Origin of the sequence: Scytonema hankhaensis NUACC26, from assembly GCF_045865695.1 — a bacterium.
Taxonomy (GTDB): Bacteria; Cyanobacteriota; Cyanobacteriia; order Cyanobacteriales; family Nostocaceae; genus Scytonema.
Genome location: NZ_BAACAP010000250.1, coordinates 113,714 through 135,992 on the forward strand (window position 1 = coordinate 113,714; position 22,279 = coordinate 135,992).

30 protein-coding genes are annotated in these 22,279 nt (G+C 41.6%); 22 read left to right on the plus strand and 8 right to left on the minus strand.

The window, feature by feature from the left end:
* Positions 1-15: 15 nt before the first annotated feature.
* The 4 genes from ACKTT2_RS47220 to ACKTT2_RS47235 are packed head-to-tail and all read left to right on the plus strand — an operon-like array spanning position 16 to position 1,476.
* A complete protein-coding gene (locus tag ACKTT2_RS47220) occupies positions 16-555 on the plus strand; it encodes a GNAT family N-acetyltransferase (protein ID WP_407899819.1) in 540 nt (179 codons plus the stop codon).
* 48 nt (positions 556-603) lie between these two features.
* A complete protein-coding gene (locus ACKTT2_RS47225; RefSeq protein ID WP_407899821.1) occupies positions 604-885 on the plus strand; it encodes a guanyl-specific ribonuclease in 282 nt (93 codons plus the stop codon).
* 28 nt (positions 886-913) lie between these two features.
* Complete coding sequence (locus tag ACKTT2_RS47230) at positions 914-1,321, plus strand: barstar family protein (RefSeq protein ID WP_407899823.1); 408 nt, start codon at positions 914-916, stop codon at positions 1,319-1,321.
* A gap of 23 nt (positions 1,322-1,344) precedes the next feature.
* Positions 1,345-1,476, plus strand: coding sequence for an element excision factor XisI family protein (locus ACKTT2_RS47235; RefSeq protein ID WP_407899825.1), 132 nt, complete (start codon positions 1,345-1,347; stop codon positions 1,474-1,476).
* Positions 1,477-1,528: 52 nt separating this feature from the next.
* Here ACKTT2_RS47235 and ACKTT2_RS47240 read toward each other — a convergent pair whose 3' ends face one another.
* Complete coding sequence (locus ACKTT2_RS47240; protein WP_407899827.1) at positions 1,529-3,181, minus strand: Ppx/GppA phosphatase family protein; 1,653 nt, start codon at positions 3,179-3,181, stop codon at positions 1,529-1,531.
* Positions 3,182-3,460: 279 nt separating this feature from the next.
* Here ACKTT2_RS47240 and ACKTT2_RS47245 point away from each other — a divergent pair, with 279 nt between their 5' ends.
* The 10 genes from ACKTT2_RS47245 to folE all read left to right on the plus strand — a co-directional run bounded on the left by ACKTT2_RS47245 (position 3,461) and on the right by folE (position 12,462).
* On the plus strand, positions 3,461-4,342 hold the full coding sequence (locus tag ACKTT2_RS47245) for a 4-hydroxybenzoate solanesyltransferase (protein WP_407899829.1): 882 nt from the start codon (positions 3,461-3,463) through the stop codon (positions 4,340-4,342).
* A 208-nt stretch (positions 4,343-4,550) separates the two neighbouring features.
* The gene (locus ACKTT2_RS47250; protein ID WP_407899831.1) at positions 4,551-5,177 is read left to right on the plus strand and encodes a hypothetical protein; all 627 of its coding nucleotides are present in this window, start codon (positions 4,551-4,553) and stop codon (positions 5,175-5,177) included.
* A 214-nt stretch (positions 5,178-5,391) separates the two neighbouring features.
* Complete coding sequence (locus ACKTT2_RS47255; RefSeq protein WP_407899833.1) at positions 5,392-5,616, plus strand: type II toxin-antitoxin system HicB family antitoxin; 225 nt, start codon at positions 5,392-5,394, stop codon at positions 5,614-5,616.
* Between the two features lie 40 nt (positions 5,617-5,656).
* The gene (locus ACKTT2_RS47260) at positions 5,657-5,794 is read left to right on the plus strand and encodes a type II toxin-antitoxin system HicA family toxin (protein ID WP_407899945.1); all 138 of its coding nucleotides are present in this window, start codon (positions 5,657-5,659) and stop codon (positions 5,792-5,794) included.
* A 323-nt stretch (positions 5,795-6,117) separates the two neighbouring features.
* Positions 6,118-7,131 (plus strand): hypothetical protein, encoded by a 1,014-nt coding sequence (locus tag ACKTT2_RS47265; RefSeq protein WP_407899835.1) that lies wholly within the window; start codon positions 6,118-6,120, stop codon positions 7,129-7,131.
* A gap of 378 nt (positions 7,132-7,509) precedes the next feature.
* Positions 7,510-8,205, plus strand: coding sequence for an aldehyde oxygenase (deformylating) (locus ACKTT2_RS47270; protein WP_407899947.1), 696 nt, complete (start codon positions 7,510-7,512; stop codon positions 8,203-8,205).
* A gap of 133 nt (positions 8,206-8,338) precedes the next feature.
* Positions 8,339-9,358, plus strand: coding sequence for a long-chain acyl-[acyl-carrier-protein] reductase (locus ACKTT2_RS47275; RefSeq protein ID WP_407899837.1), 1,020 nt, complete (start codon positions 8,339-8,341; stop codon positions 9,356-9,358).
* 166 nt (positions 9,359-9,524) lie between these two features.
* The gene (locus ACKTT2_RS47280) at positions 9,525-10,508 is read left to right on the plus strand and encodes an acetyl-CoA carboxylase carboxyltransferase subunit alpha (protein WP_407899839.1); all 984 of its coding nucleotides are present in this window, start codon (positions 9,525-9,527) and stop codon (positions 10,506-10,508) included.
* A 383-nt stretch (positions 10,509-10,891) separates the two neighbouring features.
* The gene (locus ACKTT2_RS47285; protein WP_407899841.1) at positions 10,892-11,617 is read left to right on the plus strand and encodes an SDR family oxidoreductase; all 726 of its coding nucleotides are present in this window, start codon (positions 10,892-10,894) and stop codon (positions 11,615-11,617) included.
* A 137-nt stretch (positions 11,618-11,754) separates the two neighbouring features.
* Entirely contained in the window at positions 11,755-12,462 is a 708-nt protein-coding gene (gene folE, locus ACKTT2_RS47290; protein ID WP_407899843.1) for a GTP cyclohydrolase I FolE, read from the plus strand.
* A 93-nt stretch (positions 12,463-12,555) separates the two neighbouring features.
* Here folE and ACKTT2_RS47295 read toward each other — a convergent pair whose 3' ends face one another.
* Complete coding sequence (locus ACKTT2_RS47295) at positions 12,556-13,188, minus strand: phosphoribosylanthranilate isomerase (protein ID WP_407899845.1); 633 nt, start codon at positions 13,186-13,188, stop codon at positions 12,556-12,558.
* A 121-nt stretch (positions 13,189-13,309) separates the two neighbouring features.
* Between ACKTT2_RS47295 and ACKTT2_RS47300 the strand changes: the two genes are divergently transcribed.
* From ACKTT2_RS47300 to ACKTT2_RS47315, 4 genes are all read left to right on the plus strand, one after another.
* The gene (locus ACKTT2_RS47300; RefSeq protein ID WP_407899847.1) at positions 13,310-13,564 is read left to right on the plus strand and encodes a photosystem I reaction center subunit PsaK; all 255 of its coding nucleotides are present in this window, start codon (positions 13,310-13,312) and stop codon (positions 13,562-13,564) included.
* Between the two features lie 82 nt (positions 13,565-13,646).
* A complete protein-coding gene (locus ACKTT2_RS47305) occupies positions 13,647-13,868 on the plus strand; it encodes a hypothetical protein (protein ID WP_407899849.1) in 222 nt (73 codons plus the stop codon).
* Between the two features lie 204 nt (positions 13,869-14,072).
* Entirely contained in the window at positions 14,073-14,351 is a 279-nt protein-coding gene (psaK, locus tag ACKTT2_RS47310) for a photosystem I reaction center subunit PsaK (RefSeq protein ID WP_407899851.1), read from the plus strand.
* Positions 14,352-14,652: 301 nt separating this feature from the next.
* Positions 14,653-15,846, plus strand: coding sequence for a site-2 protease family protein (locus tag ACKTT2_RS47315; protein ID WP_407899853.1), 1,194 nt, complete (start codon positions 14,653-14,655; stop codon positions 15,844-15,846).
* Between the two features lie 405 nt (positions 15,847-16,251).
* Here ACKTT2_RS47315 and ACKTT2_RS47320 read toward each other — a convergent pair whose 3' ends face one another.
* Positions 16,252-16,524 carry a hypothetical protein gene (locus ACKTT2_RS47320; protein ID WP_407899855.1) on the minus strand — a complete coding sequence of 91 codons (273 nt, stop codon included), beginning with the start codon at positions 16,522-16,524 and terminating at the stop codon, positions 16,252-16,254.
* A gap of 157 nt (positions 16,525-16,681) precedes the next feature.
* Here ACKTT2_RS47320 and purU point away from each other — a divergent pair, with 157 nt between their 5' ends.
* The 3 genes from purU to ACKTT2_RS47335 all read left to right on the plus strand — a co-directional run bounded on the left by purU (position 16,682) and on the right by ACKTT2_RS47335 (position 18,545).
* Positions 16,682-17,536 (plus strand): formyltetrahydrofolate deformylase, encoded by an 855-nt coding sequence (gene purU / locus ACKTT2_RS47325; protein ID WP_407899857.1) that lies wholly within the window; start codon positions 16,682-16,684, stop codon positions 17,534-17,536.
* Between the two features lie 137 nt (positions 17,537-17,673).
* Positions 17,674-17,901: a bromodomain-containing protein gene (locus ACKTT2_RS47330; protein WP_407899859.1), complete on the plus strand. Its 228-nt coding sequence runs from the start codon at positions 17,674-17,676 to the stop codon at positions 17,899-17,901.
* A 359-nt stretch (positions 17,902-18,260) separates the two neighbouring features.
* Complete coding sequence (locus ACKTT2_RS47335) at positions 18,261-18,545, plus strand: hypothetical protein (protein ID WP_407899861.1); 285 nt, start codon at positions 18,261-18,263, stop codon at positions 18,543-18,545.
* Positions 18,546-18,868: 323 nt separating this feature from the next.
* Here ACKTT2_RS47335 and ACKTT2_RS47340 read toward each other — a convergent pair whose 3' ends face one another.
* The 5 genes from ACKTT2_RS47340 to ACKTT2_RS47360 all read right to left on the minus strand — a co-directional run bounded on the left by ACKTT2_RS47340 (position 18,869) and on the right by ACKTT2_RS47360 (position 21,393).
* Positions 18,869-19,207, minus strand: a complete 339-nt coding sequence (locus tag ACKTT2_RS47340) for a PIN domain-containing protein (protein WP_407899863.1) — start codon at positions 19,205-19,207, stop codon at positions 18,869-18,871.
* Entirely contained in the window at positions 19,207-19,548 is a 342-nt protein-coding gene (locus ACKTT2_RS47345) for a DUF2281 domain-containing protein (RefSeq protein ID WP_407899866.1), read from the minus strand. Before ACKTT2_RS47345 ends, ACKTT2_RS47340 begins: the two co-directional genes overlap by 1 nt.
* Positions 19,549-20,008: 460 nt before the next feature.
* Positions 20,009-20,488 (minus strand): pentapeptide repeat-containing protein, encoded by a 480-nt coding sequence (locus tag ACKTT2_RS47350; protein ID WP_407899868.1) that lies wholly within the window; start codon positions 20,486-20,488, stop codon positions 20,009-20,011.
* Positions 20,489-20,564: 76 nt separating this feature from the next.
* The gene (locus tag ACKTT2_RS47355) at positions 20,565-21,233 is read right to left on the minus strand and encodes a DUF4058 family protein (protein ID WP_407899870.1); all 669 of its coding nucleotides are present in this window, start codon (positions 21,231-21,233) and stop codon (positions 20,565-20,567) included.
* 55 nt (positions 21,234-21,288) lie between these two features.
* Entirely contained in the window at positions 21,289-21,393 is a 105-nt protein-coding gene (locus ACKTT2_RS47360; protein WP_407899872.1) for a DUF4058 family protein, read from the minus strand.
* A gap of 150 nt (positions 21,394-21,543) precedes the next feature.
* On the opposite strand from ACKTT2_RS47360, the gene ACKTT2_RS47365 reads away from it, so the two are divergent.
* A complete protein-coding gene (locus ACKTT2_RS47365) occupies positions 21,544-22,263 on the plus strand; it encodes an ATP-dependent Zn protease (protein ID WP_407899874.1) in 720 nt (239 codons plus the stop codon).
* Positions 22,264-22,279: the final 16 nt, after the last annotated feature.

A 22,279-nucleotide genomic window follows, 5' to 3' on the forward strand; every position in this document is an offset into this window, starting at 1 on the left:
GACCTACTGACTACAATGATCCTTTCCTCTAAGAGCCTTACCTTAAGAGAATTTATGCCGGAAGACTGGCAAGCTGTTTTTGACTACCAAACAGATCCCCAATACCTCGAATTTTACGAGTGGGAGACACGTAGCAAAGCTGAGGTGCAGGAATTTGTGCAAATGTTTTTAGAACAGCAAAAGCAAGTGCCGAGAACGAAATTTCAGTTAGCGATCGTTTTAAAATCTGAAGAAAAAGTCATTGGAAATTGTGGTATTCGCAAAATAAAACCAGAATTACCAGAAGCTTCCCTTGGTTACGAAATTGCTTCAGATTATTGGGGAAAGGGATATGCAACTGAAGCAGCAAGCACCATGATAAAGTTTGGTTTTGAGGAGTTAAAGCTACAGCGTATTTATGGCTGGTGCATTGCGGAAAATCTTGCCTCTGCTAGAGTCATGGAAAAAGTTGGGATGCAGCTTGAGGAAAGATTTACTGAGAATGAGTGGTTTAAGGGACGCTGGTGGGATACTTTGATTTTTGGAATTTCAAGAGATGAGTGGGAAAAGCTGTAATTTGTTAGATACTCATATCTATAACAAACAAGGAGATAAAATATTTTAATGACGGGCATACCACAGGTTGCCATTAGTCAACTACCTCCTGAAGTCCAAATCACTATCAATCTAATTTCACAAGGTGGACCGTTTCCTCATGGGAAAGATAGTACTGTTTTCAAAAATCTTGAAGGTTTGCTACCGTCACAACCCCTAGGCTATTATAAAGAGTATACTGTAGAGACACCAGGAGCATCAGACAGAGGTGGTCGCCGTCTGATTGTAGGGCAAAATGGAGAAATGTACTACACTAGCAATCACTATAATAGCTTTCAAGAAGTCATCTAGTAGTAGCTGTAAGCAAAAGGAGAGCTAAATGAGTGAATATAATTTATCTTTTATGCAAACAGTTATACCCAAGCCAGAAATTATGGCTACTAGGAAGCAGGTCATAGATAAAATTATAGAGGAACTGGCTGAACAAGGTATTCAAGTTTTTTACCTTAATGGTAGAGAAATTTCGAGTAAAGAAACTTTTTTAAGAAAAGCTGCTGAAGCAATGCAATTCCCTACGTATTTTGGTGGTAATTGGGATGCATTTGATGAATGCATTACTGATTTAACATGGTTTCCGGCTAAAAGCTATGTTTTGTTATATGAACGCCCCGATATCTTTGCTCAAGCTGAACCTACAGAATGGCAAATAGCAGTTGATATTTTGCGTTCTGCTGAGGAATATTGGCAGATCGCAAACAAACCCTTGAATGTTTTTTTCGTAAGTTAAAGAACTTAACAAGCGCTCGCGCAATGGATCGACTAAATGAGTATCGTCAAGCAATTAAGCAAATTTTGACGGAGTTAGGCATTCCTAAACAAGATATTGTCCTGGCGTATAAATCTCAATTTATGCGTCAATACAGTGGTTTTGCTGTAGAGTAGGGGCACAAAACTTTGCACCCCTAGTGTGGTTCAAAGAAAGACCATCATTTTTCTAACAACTACTAGGAACAGTAGATGTTTCTAGAATGGGCACTAATTTCACTCCAAACTCTTCTTCAAAAATTCCTTTTTTATAATCTAAACTCCACAGTTCTAAAGCACAGTCATCATCAAAATGTGCTGGAAAAAATTTGAGATGGAATTCCTTCTCTTTAGACAAATATTCACATTGCACTCGTGTAATGGCTCCAATTTGTCGCCTATCTAAAGCCACTGCCAATCTTAAAATAGCACTTAACTGGTTAACAATTTGCCTATCAGTTTTACTCGACAAACTCCCATAGCTATCATGCTTTTTCTTAGGTGCGGATTTACGATGATAGCGTGCCAAATTAGCAATAATTTCTATCTCTGTTTCGTTATAACCTAGCAATTCACTATTACGAATGAGATAGTATGAGTGCTTGTGGTGTGAGGAATGACCTATGTAATGACCGCAATTGTGTAGTATTGCAGCAGCCCAAAGTAATTGTCGTTCTTCCGCACCCCAATTGTGAAGTATTCCTTTTGTTTGGTCAAATAGACTTAGAGCAAACACGGCGACGCGATCGCTATGCTCTATATTAACGTGGAATTTATTTGCTATTTTAAGAACGCTTCGTTGGCGTACAGTACTCTGGTAGCGAAGACGGTCTTCAATTAAACCGTGAGCAAGCATCCAGTCTACAATCACGCCTTCTCTGAGAGAACGTTCGCACACAATAAAGGACTCGACTCCCAAAAGAGTCATGGCTTCCTGCAATATAACCGCACCAGCTACTATCACTTCCGCCCGTTTTTCTGGCATACCGGGAATAGTCGCTCGTTCTACTTGACTCATTTTTCGCAAGCGATTGACCCACTCGCGCAAATCTCTTAGACTCACTTCATAACCGTTGAGAGTAGAGGGGAGATAACCCAACTTTTCACGCGCATCAATCCCTGCTAAAGTTTCAGCTGTACCAGAAGTCCCAACCAAGCGAGGATGTTCGCCAAACTTGATGTTTGCCTGTACTTCTTCTACAGCTCGCTCTAACATTCCGCGTGCATGAGATTGTAAGTACTGAAATTCAAGGTTGCTGATGGGATCGGTTTTAATTAATTCACCCGTTAGTCTCACTGCACCTACTTTGGTACTCGTGAGGGTACGTTCATCATGGCTATCGCCTAGAATTAATTCTGTGGAACCACCACCTATATCAATAATGATATGGGGTTGGTTGTTGAATTCCATCCCCGATAGAACGCCCAAGTAAATGCGCCGTGCTTCTTCCTGACCGGAAATGAGATCGACGCATAAGCCCAATTCTTCTTTTAGCTGTTTGAGAAAATCTTTTCCATTGGGGGCTTCTCGTACTGCACTTGTAGCAACAGCAATGACTGTTTCGGTGTTCAGGGTTTTTGCGATTGTTTGGAAACGTCCTAAAGCAGCAATCGCCCGTTCCATCACCTCTGGTTTTAAATTCCCTGTTGTGAGATCGCGATCGCCCAACCTCACGGTTTCTTTTTCTCTAGCGATAATGCTAAAAGCTGGGAGTGTGGGTTCAATTCGCACGATCGCCATGTGAAGTGAATTTGTCCCCAAATCAATGGCTGCTATAATCCGATGTTGGTCAACTGGTTGAGTCGGTATACTCGCCCAGCTTGCCGAAACTAAATTCACCATCTACGTTTTCTCTCTGCTTGGCATGGGAAAGCTGGTTGTGCCGAGCAAGTCGGCATAATTATTTATTGATGTGGAATATAGTTTGTTCTCAAGTTCGGCTTTTTATAGACTTTACCTGAGAAGCTCAGATTGACCCTGTTACTTACAACCTCAGTGACTTCTTTGCCACATTCAAAGTTGCCACTTTATAGTTGTGTCTTTACAAATATCAAATAAAGATATCCTATAGATGTAAAGCTTAATAAAGTTCTCTGTCTATATCTATTTTTTTGCAGATCTATGCGAACTCCGCCCCTAAGCAACACCGAACCCACATGGCTTGCGATCGTCCGGCTTTTGCGATGGCATAAACCAGAAGGACGATTAATTTTAATGATTCCTGCCCTTTGGGCTGTGTTTTTAGCGGCTTCTGGGAAACCGCCTTTACCACTTGTTGGTACGATCGTTCTGGGGACTCTCGCTACGAGCGCTGCGGGATGTGTTGTCAATGATTTATGGGATAGAGATATAGATCCACAGGTTGAAAGAACTCGCGAGCGCCCTCTCGCTAGCCGTGCGCTTTCCGTAAAAGTCGGTCTTGTTGTCGCTACAGTTGCGATGGGGTGTGCTGCTGTTCTCGCTTTCTATCTTAACGCGCTGACATTTTGGTTGTGCGTGGCAGCGGTTCCTGTTATTTTGCTTTATCCTGGAGCCAAACGAGTTTTTCCCGTTCCACAACTCGTACTTTCCATTGCTTGGGGTTTTGCAGTTTTAATTAGCTGGAGTGCAGTTACGCGCAACCTTTCGCTTCCAACTTGGGTACTTTGGGGAGCAACGGTACTGTGGACATTGGGATTTGATACTGTCTATGCTATGAGCGATCGCGAAGATGACAGAAGAATTGGCGTGAATTCTAGTGCCTTATTTTTTGGTAAGTATGCCCCTGTAGCGATTGGAATTTTCTTTTTCGGCACGGTAATTTTACTCGGTTGGCTGGGTTTGATTTTGCAACTGCATTTGATTTTCTGGATATGTCTTGCTTTCGCTACTGTTGGATGGGTTTGGCAGTGCATCCGCTTGGGACAGAAAGACTTGCCTAACTCAAGTTATGGTGAAATGTTCCGGCAGAATGTTTGGATTGGTTTTATCTTACTTTCTGGGATGATTGCTGGAAGTTTCTAGTTGTTGGCGTCAACGCGACTTCTGCTATATGAATCATAAATGATTTGTGAAAAATTAAATACGACTGCTATAGAAAACCGGATTTCTACTGAGACTTCATAAAGATTTTATGAATATTTCATGAAATTTTCTTATACTACTTACGCAATGTTCCTGTTTTCGGTAGTAGTTAAGTGTACTACATTTTTAGTCAGATACACGTAATTTCATGAAGCGTAGCTTAATAACAGCACATCATCTGTCCGCACATTTTGTTAACATTGCCACTGTTGCAATACTAGTTTTAGGTGGTCTTGGTGTTGCAGGGAGTGGTTTTTTTTTAAGAAAAGTCATCAGCAGTGGAAATCAACCGGAGATAGTAAGCGTTCGCGAAGCGCAACGAAGTTATCGCACCCAATACAAAGATATTCGCCATAAATTATGGTCTAATCGGGAACAAATTAAACATTTTCCTGGAAATATCCCTACTGATGCAGCAGATGTGCGTGTTGCTTATTCTTCCGGCGCTTCTGAAGCGAATCGTTTTTTCCAATTACGGTTAAAGCAATCGCCACAAAAGATTCAAAATTTCCTTTCACAGTATAGAGCGATCGCGACACATAAATATCAAGGTGGTAACACGAACGATCACGCAAATCAGGTGAATGGCGTACCAACAACTTTCTTCCATACAAGTGATTCTCAAGAAGAATCTTTTCCTTCCTCCTATGAAATTCTTGTGTTAGGAGCGCATGACAAGGGTAGTACCAATTTTAAATGGAATCATGGAGATAGTTTTGGGGTTGCGATTAATAGTTCGACTTCAGAAATAATTTATTGGGCTGAAGAATGGTAATTTTTTGTTAGAGATGTCGATCGTAGGTTGGGGAGCCACAAAAAGTGCGGGGGTTTCCCCCGTTGAGTGACGTGGCGTTTGAGGAACGAAACCCAACATTTACAGGTATTTGTTGAGTTTCGCCAAGGGTTTGCCCAACCCACAGAAATTCTTATCCGAGTAGTATTGGGATAGGAGTAACATTGACAAGAAGTTAGACGAAGAGATAATCAATATGCCGTATCAAGTCAGCGTTATTATCGAAAAAGATAAATATGGATATTATGCTTATTGTCCTGAGCTTCCTGGTTGTCAATCTCAGGGAGATTCTTTGGAAGAAGTACAAGCAAATATTAAAGAAGCAGTTGAACTGTACATAGAAATTTTATCAAATTCAGAGAAACAGGCGCTTCTTAGCAAGCAAATATTAACAATGACCTTGGAGGTACAAGTTGCCTAGACTTCCAAGACTGACAGTCAAGTAAACTGAAAAACTTTTGTTGGATGTTGGCTTTACCCAAATTAGAAGTAAAGGAAGTCATAGAGTTTATCGCCGAGAAGAAATAAGAGTTGTGATTCCTTTTCACTCCGGAAAAGTTCTACATCCAAAAGTGTTCGACAGGTTATGCAGGCTATAAACATTGTTGAAAGTGATATGACTGAGGAAGATGAAATAGATGAGGAAATTCTATAGCTATATCCTTACTGCGGGAATTAGCACGGGAGTTTCAAGAAGAAACGGAAACTTTGATTGTTTTGTAGACGGGCAAGGATGCCCGTTCCACAAGACCTAATTGAAATAGTTCAACAAGACCTAACTGAAATAGTCCCACAAGATCTGATTGCAATGCCAAGTATTAAAAATAACATTTAAATACGGTAGACGATCTGTCTCTATAGAATGTGTATAATAAACCGCGCATAGAGTAATAACTTATGTATCGTGCAATATAACGACTCCATGGATGACTTGGCTGCGCTTCTGCAGCAGCCAGCTGATTTTGACTTTCAACTGCCGAATCCAGAGGATGAGGATATTCCTGAAATGGAATTTCTTCAGCAAGTGGAAGTGGCTTGGCAAGTGTGTAACCGTTTTGACCTGCAAACGGACATTTGGCGAGGGCGAATTTTACGGGCTGTTCGCGATCGCGAGAAGAAAGAAGGTGAAGGTAGGGGTTCGGGTTTTTTAAAATGGTTGAAAGAACGAGATATTAGCAAAAGCCAAGCTTATGCTTTAATCCAACTAGCCAATAGTGCTGATACCCTTTTAGAAGAAGGAAAACTAGACCCAGGGGCTATTAATAACTTTAGCAAACGGGCGTTTGTAGAAACTGCCAAAGCAGCGCCAGAAGTTCAACAGATGGTGACAGAAGCAGCCCAAAATGGGGACAAAATCACAAGACGGGAAGTTCGTCAACTTACTGATGAATGGACGGCTATGTCTTCCGATTTGCTACCGGAACCAGTGAAGACCAAGGCAGCTGAGAATGCCCTTCCTCCTCGTTATATTGCGCCTCTGGTTAAGGAAATGGAGAAACTACCAGAGTCCCACCAAACAGCGATACAGAGGGAAATAGCACAAAATCCCGATTTAGATACTATCAAGCAAGCTACGACAGAAGCCCGTAACTTGGCAAAGTATTTAAAAGCAGCCGCTCAAGTCCAAGCGCTGACTTCTGAAGAAATTGATATTGAAACCGCACTGGTAGAAGCTCAAAGAGTTGGTTGTCTGAATGTCGCGGCGGATTTAGTCAATCAAGCTTCTCAACTCGAACAAACGATCGGTAAGCTGTACATGAGTTGGAAGCGAATTAGTAACCTAGCAGATCGCCTTTACGTAGATACGGGTGCGAGTACACCCCATTTGCGATCGCTCCTTGAGTGTTTGGAACCTCTTGGTAGTGAAGTGATGGAATTAAACCTTGGAGGACCAGCCGAACGGACTATCCGCCTGCAAATTCAGGAAACAAATTAGGAGGCGATGGCGACTAGAGTAGAATTGACATGCCAGTAAAAATTTACCTCGTCGCCAAGCTTCTTGGTCATCTGCCAAGGGCTAATTTTCTTTGGGTAAAAACCGAAGCTCAAAATCAAAAGGCGCATAAAGATGTCAGAAAAACCACCTTCCTCCTGAATTCCTGACTTCTCCTATGGACGAGCTTGAGATAATGCTGCCAGCAAAGGTTAATCTATTAACATATAGACTTGTTAAGTTAAATTAAACCACAGTTACCAAAAAGCGATCGCCATCGGTTATGAGTTTTCAGCCAAAGTTCACTGAAAATTGTCCGCTTACCGATCCTTTGGTGAAGGTTTGTATCAAATGATTCACAGCACAGGAGCGAACAGTACCATGCAGCAGCTTGCAGCTCAATCGGAAATTGATTTTCATAGCGAAGTGTACAAGGACGCATATAGCCGGATTAATGCGATTGTAATTGAGGGGGAACAAGAAGCCCACGAAAATTACTTAGCACTTGCTGAACTGCTGCCAGAAAGTAAGGATGAACTTATTCGTCTATCCAAAATGGAAAGCCGTCACAAGAAAGGTTTTGAATCTTGCGGACGCAATCTTCAGGTAACGCCGGATTTGCAATTTGCCAAGGAGTTTTTTGCAGGATTGCATGGCAATTTTCAATCAGCAGCAGCTGAGGGGAAAATTGTGACTTGCTTGCTCATTCAGTCTTTGATTATTGAATGCTTTGCGATCGCTGCTTACAACATTTATATTCCAGTTGCCGATCCGTTTGCTCGTAAAATCACTGAGGGCGTTGTTAAAGACGAATATAGCCATCTTAACTTTGGAGAAGTTTGGTTAAAAGAACATTTTGAACAATCAAAAGCAGAATTAGAAGAAGCTAACCGCAAAAACCTGCCAATCGTTTGGAAAATGCTCAATCAAGTAGAAGATGATGCCCGTGTCTTAGCAATGGAAAAGGAAGCTTTGGTAGAAGACTTCATGATCCAGTACGGAGAAGCGCTGAGTCATATTGGTTTTACAACCCGCGACATTATGCGTCTCTCCGCTTTCGGCATCGCTGGATCGTAGGACAAGGGCAATGGGCATGGGGCAACAGCAATTGTAATTGAATAGCTTTAAACTATTCCCTACCCCCTATCCCCTACCCCCTATCCCCTATCCCCCACCCCCTATACAAAGGATACGCTTAACAAAATAGTTCATGTTTGGTCTAATCGGACACCTTACCAGTTTGGAACACGCACAAGCGGTAGCTAGAAACTTAGGCTACCCTGAGTATGCAGAGCAAGATTTAGATTTTTGGTGCAGCGCTCCGCCCCAAATCGTTGACAATATCACTGTTACTAGTGTTACTGGTCAAAAAATTGAAGGGCGGTATGTAGAATCCTGTTTTTTGCCAGAAATGTTGGCGTCGAGGCGGATCAAAGCAGCAACGCGAAAAATTCTCAATGCTATGGCTCACGCTCAAAAGCACGGCATAAACATCACAGCTTTAGGTGGGTTTTCCTCAATCATTTTTGAAAACTTTAACTTAGAGCAATTTGGACAAGTTCGCAATATTAAATTGGAGTTTGAACGTTTCACTACGGGCAATACTCACACAGCTTACATTATTTGCCGACAGGTAGAACAAGCATCGCAACGCTTAGGAATTGAACTATCGAAGGCGACTGTTGCTGTTTGTGGGGCAACAGGAGATATTGGCAGCGCCGTCTGTCGGTGGTTAGATAAAAGAACAGAGGTCGGAGAACTTCTGCTGATTGCTCGCGATCGCGACAGATTGCAAAACCTGCAAGAAGAACTCGGTCGGGGAAAAATCATGTCTCTCGAAGAAGCATTGCCCCAAGCTGATATTGTTGTTTGGGTTGCTAGTATGCCTAAAGGCGTGGAAATTGACCCCACTGTTCTCAAGCGACCTTGTTTGCTCATTGATGGCGGTTATCCAAAAAATCTAGCCAGTAAAATTCAGCATCCCGATGTGTATGTTCTAAATGGGGGCATTGTCGAGCACTCTCTTGATATTGACTGGAAAATCATGCAAATTGTCAATATGGATGTGCCTGCACGTCAATTGTTTGCTTGTTTTGCCGAATCAATGCTGTTGGAATTTGAGAAGTTATACACTAACTTCTCTTGGGGGCGAAATCGGATTACCGTAGAGAAAATGGAGCAGATAGGTCAGGTGTCGGTAAAACACGGATTTAGACCATTGCTGGTATAGGGATTAGGGATTGGGGATTAGGGATTGGGGATTTAAAGATTGAATCAACTTGTACCTAGTCGCCAGTCGCCCTATCTCAAGCGCGGAGACGCACTCGCGTTCGGGTTCACCAGTCCCCAATCCCTAATCATTCTTCACTAACCACTCATCACTTTTCACTCTGAAAATGGCAACCACTGAGCGTAAACAGCTACTGTTAGATTTTGAAAAGCCGTTAGCCGAACTTGCTACTAGAATTGACCAAATTCGGCAATTAGCGGAAGAAAATGGCGTTGATGTGACGAGTCAGATTCGTCAACTAGAAGCACGCGCCATGCAACTGCGGGAAGAAATATTCAGTAGTCTGTCGCCGTCACAGCGACTCCAAGTCGCTCGTCACCCACGCCGCCCTAGTACTCTCGATTACATCCAGTCCATTAGTGATGAATGGATGGAGTTGCATGGCGATCGCTGTGGTTCTGATGACCCTGCATTAGTTGGTGGCGTGGGTCGTTTGGGTGGAAAACCTGTTGTTATGTTGGGTCATCAGAAAGGTCGCGATACTAAGGATAATGTTGCCCGTAATTTTGGGATGGCATCCCCAGGGGGCTATCGCAAAGCACTACGGCTCATGGAGCACGCCAACAAGTTTGGTATGCCCATTGTCACTTTTATCGACACGCCAGGAGCTTGGGCAGGAATTGAAGCCGAACATCAAGGTCAAGGTGAAGCGATCGCTTACAATTTACGCGAGATGTTTTGCTTTGATGTCCCCATTATTTGCACTGTTATTGGTGAAGGTGGTTCTGGTGGTGCTTTAGGTATCGGTGTAGGCGATCGGCTCTTAATGTTTGAACATTCTGTTTATACTGTTGCTACCCCTGAAGCTTGCGCTGCCATTTTATGGAAAGATGCTAGTAAAGCACCCCAAGCAGCAGTTGCTTTAAAAATTATTTCTCATGACCTCAAGAACTTGGGAATTATTGACCTGATACTGCCCGAACCAGTAGGTGGCGCTCATTCCGACCCTTTACAAGCTGCCAATACACTCAAGCAAGCTTTATTAGACAACTTGGAGGATCTCAATCGCTTTACCCCCCAAGAACGACGCCAATTGCGTTACGAAAAATTCCGTAAAATGGGTGTTTTTACTGAAGTTGCCCACTCATAAGGCTGAGGTCATTTACTAACTTAGCAGCAATGCTATAATTGCCTGTGGTACTTAAAGATTTTTAACAATCTATTAAGCCACAGGCATTTACATTTTTAGTCAATAGTCGATAGTCAACGTCAACAGCAAATACACTTTTGGCGTAGGCTCTTGAATGTGGACTAACTATTCAATATCGGGGTGAGATAGCGTTTTCTATACAAAAGTTTGCTTTTGTTACTTAGGAAACCTCAGACATAGACAGGATTGAGATACATGGAGTGAAGCCGCCACCATAAAAAATTCAGTAAATTTTTAGCTTGGTTTAATTTATTAGAGCCGAAAAATTCTCATAATCCAAATGGCAATGCAATTTAGTAATCGCCACAAAGTGGGGAGACAGAATGAGTGTTGAGCAGAAACGACGTGCTTTGATTACTGGGGCAAGTAGTGGTATTGGCAGAGAAACTGCTTTGGCGTTTGCACGAGCAGGTATAGATGTCGCCCTAGTGAGCCGTTCCATAGAAAAGTTAGCAACGGTTTATCAAGCTGCAAAGCACGCTGGAGTAGAAGCAAAAGCATATCCATTGGATTTGTCTTGTGTCTCTCTAGTGCAACAAAAGATGCAAGAAATAGCTAGTGATTTTGGGGATATAGATATCTTGGTGAATTGTGCTGCTATAGGTTACACCGGCTCTTTGAGTGACACTTCTCTAGCAGACTGGAATCTGGTTTTAGATATAAATTTAACCAGCATTTTTCAGTGCATCATGGGAATTTTACCAGGAATGCGAGCTCGTGGCACAGGCACAATTATCAATGTTTCTTCAATCACTGGCAAGCAAGCATTTGCCAATTGGGGTGCTTACAGTGTCAGCAAAGCAGGTTTGATAGCTCTTTCCCAAACTCTGGCACAAGAAGAACGCACCCGTGGTATTCGCGTGACTGTTATCTATCCCGGTGCAGTCAATACAGAACTGTGGGATACACCAACTGTTAATGCTAACTTGGATCGCTCAAAAATGTTAACCCCAGAAATTGTGGCTCAATCAATTCTTCATACTGCCTTGCTACCACAACAAGCAGTCATTGACGAATTAATTCTTCTGCCTAATGCTGGTGATTTGTAATTTGTCATTGGTCATTGGTCATTTGTCCTTTGTCATTTGTGATTTGTAAAAACATGAGTAACTAATAACTAATGACCAATGCTAATGACTAATGACCTTTTGACCAACTTTCAAACCTTTACACAGACTGTGACATCATGACTATTGCTCATTCCAACGGTACTAATCGCTCCCAATCTCCTCTTATTCCCGATTTAACGGAATCCATTACCCCAAGACCCGATCGCAACACTCATAACGGGCGGGAAGCTGATTTGCATCCCCAAACAGAGGAGCAAATGGAGCAGATGATGGAAGCCGTGCGAACTTTACTAGTGGGTGTGGGCGAAGATCCAGAACGTGAAGGATTGCTGAAAACACCCAAGCGAGTGGCAGAGGCAATGCGGTTTCTAACGAGTGGGTACAACCAATCTTTAGAAGATCTCGTAAACGGCGCTATCTTTGATGAAGGTCATAACGAGATGGTACTTGTACGCGATATCAATTTATTTAGTTTGTGCGAACACCATATGCTGCCGTTTATGGGAAGAGCGCACGTCGCCTACATCCCCAATCAGAAAGTTGTAGGACTGAGTAAACTTGCCCGTATTGTTGAGATGTATTCCCGTCGTCTTCAGGTTCAAGAAAGGCTTACTCGCCAAATTGCCGAAGCCGTTCACCAGATTCTAGAACCCCAAGGAGTAGCCGTTGTGATTGAAGCTTCTCATATGTGCATGGTCATGCGAGGCGTACAAAAACCCGGTTCTTGGACTGTCACAAGTGCTTTGCTAGGTGTGTTCCAAGAAGACCAGAAAACTCGTGAAGAGTATTTCAACTTGATTCGCCATCAAGCATCGTTTTTTTAGGGAGTAGGGACTGGGTACTGGGTGCTGGGGACTAGGGAAAAGGCGTAGGGAGTGGAAGATATTTTGAATTTGTATTTTCCTATTCCCCAATCCCTAGTCCCTAGTTCCCAGTCGCTCAAACAACTTCGCTACTTTGTCTAAATCCTTATCTCCAGGGCTGCTTTCTACTCCGCTAGAGAGGTCAATGCCATTGGGATGAACTTGTTTTAATGCTTCCAAAATATTGTCTGGAGTTAATCCCCCTGCTAAAAACCAAGGGCGATCGGGACTAAATTGCTCTAACATCCCCCAATCTAAAGTTTTACCCGTACCACCTAAGTGTTGTGGATGGTACGCATCTAATAGTATAGTATCTACATAATTTGTATAATCAAATACTTTTTCAAGATATTCCGTATTACGTATTCTCAAAGCTTTTAAAATTTCTACATTGGGTAAAATTTCGCGTAACTGTAAAGCAAATTCTGGAGGTTCATCTCCATGCAGTTGAACGCCAGTTAATCCAGAATCTATAACTGTCTGCTTAATTTCTTCTAAAGAAGCGTTGGCAAAAACCCCAATTTTGTCTACTTTTTCCGGTAAATTTTCTACAATGACCCGAATTTGCTCTACTTTTACATAACGGGGGGAAGATGGCACGCACATAAATCCTAACGCTGTGGCACCTAAAGAGGCAATCATTTTTCCCTGTTGTGGTTGTGTAATTCCGCAAATCTTAACTCGCATAGAGCTTTCCCGATTTAGTATAAATTAATACAAAAATTAAATTGTATAAGAAAATTAGAGTTTTCCCCTATTATGATTTTATAATTCTTTATGCTTATTCGTTGTCTGAAGGAGAAAACCCTTGACTTTATTAACTTTACTAGCAGCTGCCACAACAGTTCCCGCAACACCAGCAATCAATCCCACTGTGGCAACCATTATCAGTGTTAGCTGTTTAGTATCCGTTTTACTAGCAACGAGGATTGAAAAGCCTCAAGTTGGTTTGAAACTGCCCGTACTGCCTTTGAGTATTCCAGCATTCATCGGTGCTATGTGTTTTGGTCATATTGTCGGGATCGGCATCGTATTGGGCTTAACCAACATTGGTGCTATATAACAGTGACCAGTGACCACCTGACCAGTGACCACCTGACCAGTGACCGGTGAGTAATATGTCACATTAACTTTGCAGAGTATATTTGCTCAGAACCCCAACTTCTTCAAGAATGCTGTTGGCGAATAGTGGGTCTGGTTCCTCACCTCGTCCTTCACTTCATCCTTCACCTCGTTCCCAGGCAGAGCCTGGGAATGCCTATTTAGGAGGCGGAGCCTCCTGTAACGATCTGCAACGGGAGGCAGAGCCTGCTGTGCTGCATTCCCAACCAGAGGCTGGGAACGAGAAGCTACAAAGTATTAAATGAGGTTAAATAATTGTAGCGGTTTTGCTCTAGCTAAGGGGGGAGATTAATTCCTCTCCCTAGAGAGAAGATTCATTGCCTCCTCAGAAGGAGGATAAACGAAGGTTGTAGAGATGCGTTTACAAGAGAGTACTCAAGCTTTATCGCGGAGCAAAGTTGTATTGCGCCTCTACACCAGGTACTTTACATTTTGCCGGAGGACGAGTAGTGATTTCATCTTTATTATTCGCCGTTCAATCTACAACCCCCAACACTGGTGTTGGTTTGAACTTCAGTGGCACAATTATCATTATTGTTAGCAGTCTTTTAGCTCTGTTCATTATTCCTAGAGTGGTTCGTTATCCTCAGGTTGGACCTAAGATGCCCCTTCCTTTCCCTTCTTTGTTTAACAATCCTAGTGTTGGTACATTTCTTGCTGCAATGAGTACAGGTCACTTGATTGGCATTGGTGCAGTTCTGGGTTTGACCAATCTTGGTCGTATTTAAATTTTCACAATTTTCATAATTCTTAAAAAGTTGGTAGGTCTTTTGACTTGCGGATTAATCCGTAAGATTAAGAAGACCTACCACCTTTTGTTTTTAATTCTTAAAACGTTCCACCTTATTTGAGATTTGTTCTCTAGCAGTAATTGTTTATTCTAGAAGTAGAGCATCGCAAAAGTGCAATTGCCGATTTTTCCAATCTCTGTCTGGAATTATTGGTGGAACACAACTATATAAGTCAGAAAAATTACACATAATATATGTTCTTGCGTAGTCGTAAACGTGTAGATTTTGGGAAAATATAATGCAAACAAATTGGAAAATTGGGTCTTTATTTGGAATTCCACTGTTTTTAGACCCTTTATGGTTTGTCATATTGGGGCTGGCAACCCTTAATTTTGGGGTGGCTTACCAAAGATGGGGTCCTGTTCTGGCTTGGAGTGCTGGAATTGTTATGGCACTACTATTATTTGGCTCGGTTTTGCTGCATGAATTGGGTCATAGTTTGGTAGCGCGATCGCAAGGTATAAAAGTCAATTCCATCACCTTGTTTTTATTCGGTGGAATTGCTGCTATCGAAGAAGAATCCAAAACCCCAGGAAAAGCATTTCAAGTGGCAATCGCAGGACCCGTAGTCAGTGTTGGGTTATTTTTTCTCTTAAGATTGTTGGTAACTGTTTTGCCAGAGAATAGCCCTGCTAGCGTGATGATTGGGGATTTATCGAGAATTAATCTAGTTCTAGCACTTTTCAACTTGATTCCGGGTTTGCCCTTAGATGGGGGACAAGTGTTAAAAGCCGCACTGTGGAAAGCAACAGGCAATCGCTTTCAAGCCGTAAAGTTAGCAGCAAGAGCAGGGCAAATTTTAGGTTATGGTGCGATCGCTCTTGGTCTAGCAGTTGATTACTTTACAGGAGAGTTAGTCACTGGTTTGTGGATAGCTCTACTAGGTTGGTTTGGCATCCGCAACGCTAGCAGTTACGATCGCGTCACAGTTTTACAAGAAACCTTACTGAGTTTGGTAGCTTCCAACGCCATGACACGTGAGTTTCGTGTTGTAGATGCCAACCAAACTTTACGTTCCTTTGCCGATGCCTACTTGTTAGATAGCAATCCTTCAGAAGTTTATTATGCTGAATCGGATGGACGCTACCGTGGTATGGTTTCCATAGAAGATTTGCGTTTGGTAGAAAGAAGCCAATGGGAAACCCTAACTGTGCAAAGCATAGTGCATCCTCTGACAGAAATTCCTAGCGTCACTGAATCAACTTCTGTCGTTGATATCATTAATAAGCTGGAAAATGAACAGTTACAGCGCATTACCGTACTTTCTCCTGCAGGTGCTGTTTCTGGCGTCATCGACCGAGGAGATCTTGTCCGGGCTTTAGCTCAAAAGTTAAATTTGCGGATAACAGAAGCCGAGATTAAGCGCATCAAAGAAGAAGGAAGTTTTCCTCCAGGTTTCCAATTAGGCGCGATCGCAAAATCTACACAGTGAGTTAAGAGAATGTTTGAAAAGTCATGATTGATGTATCAAATATTGTACCCCACCCTAACCCTCCCCTTTACAACTACGGTGTATACACAAGTCTGAAATAATTAATAGACTGAAGTTTTAGCGTCAGTTTTACCCCACCCTAACCCGGACCGATGGATTGGTCCGGGAAATGGAAATCCAGTTTCCCCCCTTTATAAGGGGGGATTAAGGGGGGTAAGTTCAACTTGTGTGTACACCGTAGCCCCTTTACAAGGGGAGGGAACCGGAAATCTAGTTTCCCCCCTTTCCAAGGGAAATCAGAAATCTAGTTTCCCCCCTTTACAAGGGGGGATTAAGGGGGGTAATTTCGACTTATGTGTACACCGTAGGCTTTACAAGATTGGGTTGAGCAAAGCGAAATCTAGCCTACTTATCCTGCAACCTAGACTTTGAAGAAGCGAGCAATGAATCAATCACTTCCTTATGTTTTTGATGAAACTTTAAAACTTCCAGATATGCAAAAGGTACTATAACTGGCCAGAAAACAGTGGCTACGAGCAAAAGAATCATAGAAAAAAACCTGTCATCAGAAGTCATTTCTGCATCTGCAATAAAAAAATCTAGCCATTTTTGAAAAAAAGAAAAAGCCATTATGAAGTAAAATACAATAGCTATATAAAAAAGGATAGTTGACATCATAAATAATTTAAATAATAAAAAACTAAGTGTAACCGTCTTGCTTTACAAGTACATATAGACATTATCTTTCGGAGTCATTCATTAAGAAACCTTAAAAATACTTAATCATTATTCTTCTCTTGCTTACCACCTTAATTATGTCGTAGTATGAGTAGTCATGACTACTCCCACAGCAATACTACTTATATCTTGCCCCGACCGACGGGGACTGGTGGCGAAAATCGCCAACTTCATATACACCTATGGTGGTAATATAATCCACGCGGATCAACATACAGATTTTGCAGCTGGGTTATTTCTCACCCGCATTGAATGGCAGTTAGAGGGTTTTAATTTGCCCCGCGACATAATTGCACCGGCGTTTAACGCCATAGCACAACCCTTAGAAGCCAAATGGGAAATCCACTTTTCTGATACCGTTCCCCGTATTGCCATTTGGGTAAGCAAACAAGATCATTGTCTGTTTGATTTGATTTGGCGACAACGGGCAAAAGAGTTTACTGCTGAAATTCCGCTCATTCTTAGCAATCATCCCAACTTGAAAAGCGTTGCTGAGCAATTTGGTATTGACTATCACTACATCCCAATTAATAAGGATAACAAACAAGAACAGGAAGCTAAACAGCTAGAACTACTACACAAGTATAAAATTGACTTAGTTGTCTTGGCAAAATATATGCAAATTTTAAGCCAAGAATTTGTTGTTCAATTCCCCCGTGTAATTAATATTCATCACTCATTTTTGCCTGCTTTTGTAGGTGCAAATCCCTATCATAAAGCTTTTGAAAGAGGTGTGAAAATTATTGGAGCTACTGCACACTACGTCACTGCCGCTCTGGATGCAGGACCGATTATCGAGCAAGATGTTGTCCGCGTCAGTCATCGAGATGAAGTCGAAGATTTAGTGAGAAAAGGCAAGGATTTAGAGCGAATTGTGCTAGCTAGAGCAGTGCGATCGCATTTACAAAATCGCGTTCTAGTCTATGGAAATCGTACAGTTGTATTTGAGTGATTCATTCTCTAAACATCCGCGTTCGTCTGCTACAGGCTGCGGTTTCATACCATTAACCCTATCTTAAGTCAGAGGTAAGTAAACCAGTCTACTTATTAGATTAAGCGAAATATTGTCATTGTAAGGCATCTTTGTTTATGGACTTTAAATACAGATGGAAAGATGGTCGTCAACCAACTCGCGATCGAGCAGCAACCAGCGACTCACTCCTAGATAAAGGGCAATTTAGTAGCAAAAAAGATTGGCAAATGGCAGAACAAGATGCTCGCAAGCGTCTTGGTGTCCCTGCAAAAACAATAGATGCGGATCGATCTGTACTCCCTCACGCTCCTTCTACTGATAGCGATGACAGCGATCTATTGTAAATTAATTGTCCATTACCCAAAAATCTTGGTAGGGGTGCAAGGCATTGCGCCCCTACATCTTTTTCACTCTACTTAGGGACTTCCAAATAAAAAATAACCAACTTTCTCTTGTGGTACGGGCTTCTAGCCCGTCTCTCATAAAGAACGGGCTAGAAGCCCGTCACACAAGATGAATAATTTATTTCTTGGACATCCCTTAGAATTTTTCATAAAGAATTTAAGATTCCCTTCAAAAACTTGGTAAACTTCTGCATAAGTCAAACTTTTTTTCTCCTAATATGAAGTAAGTATCGCGATCTGCACGCACCAGGAGTCAATAAAACAACAGCACACCTAATACCCAAACCCCAGCCCTTAGCATGAGAGACAATCAGCGTGTCAAAACTATATTGATTCTGGCTGCAAACCCTAAAAACACCTCTCGATTGCGCTTGGATAAAGAGGTACAGGAGATTGATGAGGGTTTGCGACGAGCGAACAAACGCGAACAATTTAAATTAGAGCAAAGATGGGCAGTTAGATCTCGTGACTTTTACCGGGCAATTCTTGACACTCAACCCCAAATCGTTCACTTTTGCGGGCATGGTGCAGGGGAGGATGGTATTCTTTTGGAAGACGAGGCAGGGGAAGCAGCACAACCCTAATGCTAATGAAGAAGATCGCAAATTGTGTGATGGAATTGGAATTGGGAAATAATCGCATCCAACGTTTGCATTTTTTTCTACAGCCCTAGCGAATGGAATTCGCGGCTATACAAGCAAAACTCACCTGCGTGGGTTTTAAAACCTTAATTTCGTTAGTCCGCCTACGCGGACTAAGTTTGTATACTAGCAAATTCTATGCGCCTAATCCTTTTTAAACTTCAAAGCCAAGACACCAAAGAAAAAGATGTCGCCTGTTGAATACGAACAAAGTCACTATCAGATGAAACTACAGTAAGATTATGCTGTAAAGCAGTAGCTGCAATCTAAATATCATTTTCATCAAATCCTAGATCGGTAATTTTTGTTTTTCTTCGCTTACTTTTTTCTTTAGGTGCAAACTGATTAAACAAAGCAGCTTTAATTTGACCGTATAAAGTTGCTGTTTCTCTATCTATATAATAAATACGAATATCTTTAAGAAACTCCACGAGGCGTGCTAAGTTTACCTGCTTTTGTTGAGAATTTTCCATCATATAGGTAAGTTCTCCTTGTACGATGACACAGGTAGAAATATTTAGCTCGCCAACTTCTACAATTTGCTGAATAACTGTTGGTGTTCCTAAAAGAATGCTGCTACAGTGATTTGTATCTAATAAATACATTACTCTAATGGGTTGTCATAATCGAATTGTGCTTTCCCGCGAGATGTGTATACTAGCTCAAGGCATTCTTGATAGTCGTCTCCAGCCCATGTACCCGCATGTCTGAGGATAGAACGACCTGAAGCAGGGCTGTAAGGTAGTTGAGAAAGCTCCGATGAATTGTTTTGCAAGCTCTCAGAATAGGTGGATTCTGGCAGTTCTGATTCTATAACTTGAGAATCCATTTTTACTTGAGATTCATTCTGCTTCGTTTTCAAGAAACGCAAGAAATTTAATGTTTCTGCTAGGAGAGATTCTGAAGTAGATTCTATTTCTTGAATTAGCTCTTGTTTAATAGTCATTGTACCCACTTAGTAAAATTAGATTTATTTAGCTGATTAAACTTAATATCTCTTTTTTGAGGAGAGATAGTAGAAAATTGGTGGTTAAGACAAATGTGCCTAGTAGCATTCTTTATAAAAAGGTAACAGAGGGGAGCATTCCCTTTTGGCAAAAGCCTGCAAGAATAGAATTCTGGGGCTATACAAACAAAGTCCACCTACGTGGACTTTTCTAGAATAACCTGCGTAGGCAGGTTTCGTTTGTATAGCCGTGATTTCTAATCGCAGGCATGTTTTTTCCAAATTGGGATACTCCCTAACAGAGGGCGTTTTTACTTACAATAAAATTTTGCAAAGAGAGTTTTTGTTATTAATTGACTTTACTCCTTATTCTAATTATAGAATACACAAGCAAAATCAGTAACGTTAACCAGAAAAAAACAAAGAATACGGCTTGCGATCGCACTCTAACAAATTTTGGTTAACTGGTCACTGTAAATTTAGCACCACGAAGCCGCAAATCATCGCGTTGATATTGGGTTAATCCAATACCTTCACCAAACTCGCACCCTTCTACAAAAGCATTTAACCAAACTGTTTGATTTAACGTTGCACCACTTAAGTTAGCATTTCTTAAATCAGCACGAGTAAAATTGGCAAATATGAGATCTGCATTAATTAAACGACTTCCGCGTAAGTTTACCTCCGATAAATTACCACGGATAAAGTTAACTTCATCTAAAATTAATCCTGATAAATCTGCTCCTATCAAATTTGGAAATTTTAACTGAGTGGGATTTTGTAAAAACCTCATAACACAAATAATGTTAGCCTCATTGAGACGCATTTTAGTTAGAAAATCATATCGGGCTATACCAAGTTGTTTGAGGGTTTGTAGTCGTTCTTGAGGACTTTGTTCTAAAAACTGAATGGTACTGTTACGCAGGTTATTAGACACCATAATTCTATTAAATGTTGGGTTTCGTTCCTCAACCCAACCTACTTAGGGCATATTTATGTAATATAATGTAAATCTTTTATTTTTTGAACATCCCTAATCTTTTCTCTTGCAATAAAGCATTAGTCCAAGCGGTATCCGCTTCTTTAAGTGGTAACGCGCAAGGTTGAGAATAATCTATTCTCATGTCAAATCCTGCTTGGTCATAAACTTCGTCTAGTAAGGTTTGTAAATCTACAACAGGTTCAATGTCGAGAGGAACTAGCGGTAACGGAAATGAAGGTATTGATTGTCGCAAACTGAAAGCATACAAATCGGATTCGGGACGGCGATCGCCACGACTAATCAGGATACGATAATCGGTATTGGGTAAGTTTTCCATAATTGGCATAGATTTCCCTCCTCTGAGCAAGTCAATTTCTACTAAACTGGTGATACTTGCTAGTACTTGTCGCCGCTTGCGTTCGTATGCATCTCTTCCTTCTCCCGCACGTTTGTTTTTTGGAGACAGGATTTCTACAACTGTAATTGCATAATTCTTTCCCATTTCTCGAATTTCTAAATATTTTTCTTCCACAGTTTCAACCAATGGTACAGAAACCTTTACTGGTTCTTGTGTACTGACAGTTGTATTTGACGAAAAATCATTTGGAAAAGAACGCCCGAAGGCTGATTTCTGAGAAAATACCGTTACATCTGGGATACCAACTAATAGATCGACCTCACTAAGATAGGTACGTTTCTCCACTGCTACATGATACTTCGGACGGAGACTTGGCGCTAGAGCGATACGGCTTTAGCCGTTAAGCTTCGCTTATCGCGATCGCCATAATCAAGCGACTGTGTACCTCAGCCCATAGTTCGGGATGTTCGAGGTAAGGATCGACTCCTGGAAATGGTGAAGACATGGCGTAACCTCAGAATTTAATACTCATCTTGACATTTCCACTCTCCTTTGGGGAGAAATTTTTGCTTGAGTCGATCTTCTCAGGCGAGATTGGCGCATAATATTAGAAACACATTAAGAAATATTACATTACATAACTCAATTTTTTAGTATGAGCAAAACAGCCCTGAATCTCATCGCAATATCTGTCTTTGCTATAACTATGTCCACCTTGCTTGGACCGCTCGTTCATTTATCGCCTACAATACCAGCAGTGGCGACTTTCACAATTTTAGGAATCGCTACTCTCGATTCGTTTAGTTTACAAGGACAAGGCGGTAATCTTCTTTTAGATTGGATAGCTAGTTTTTCACCAGAACACAGAGAACGTATCCTGCACCACGAAGCGGGACACTTTCTTGTCGCTTATCTGTTGGGAATTCCAGTTGTTGGTTACACTCTCAGCGCTTGGGAAGCAATCAAACAAAAACAACCGGGACAAGGCGGTGTAAGTTTTGATGATGGAGAATTAGCATCTCAACTCGAACAAGGTAAGATAACCGCTCAAATGTTGGATCGTTATTGCACAACTTGGATGGCTGGTATTGCTGCAGAAACTCTGGTTTACAACAATACTGAGGGGGGTGCTGACGATAAAAGCAAGTTAGCAGGAGTGTTGAAAAGTTTGGGATTTTCTACAACCAATACCAATCTCAAACAGCGCTTTTGTCTCCTCCAAGCAAAAACTTTGTTGGAAGAAAATTGGTTGGCATACCAAGCCCTTGTTGATGTTATGCGACAACGGGCTTCTGTGGCAGAATGTACTCGCGTTCTTGAAACACAGGGAGTAGGGGTGCAATGCCTTACGCCCCTACAGAGGGAAACAGAATGATTGTCATAGTATTGTT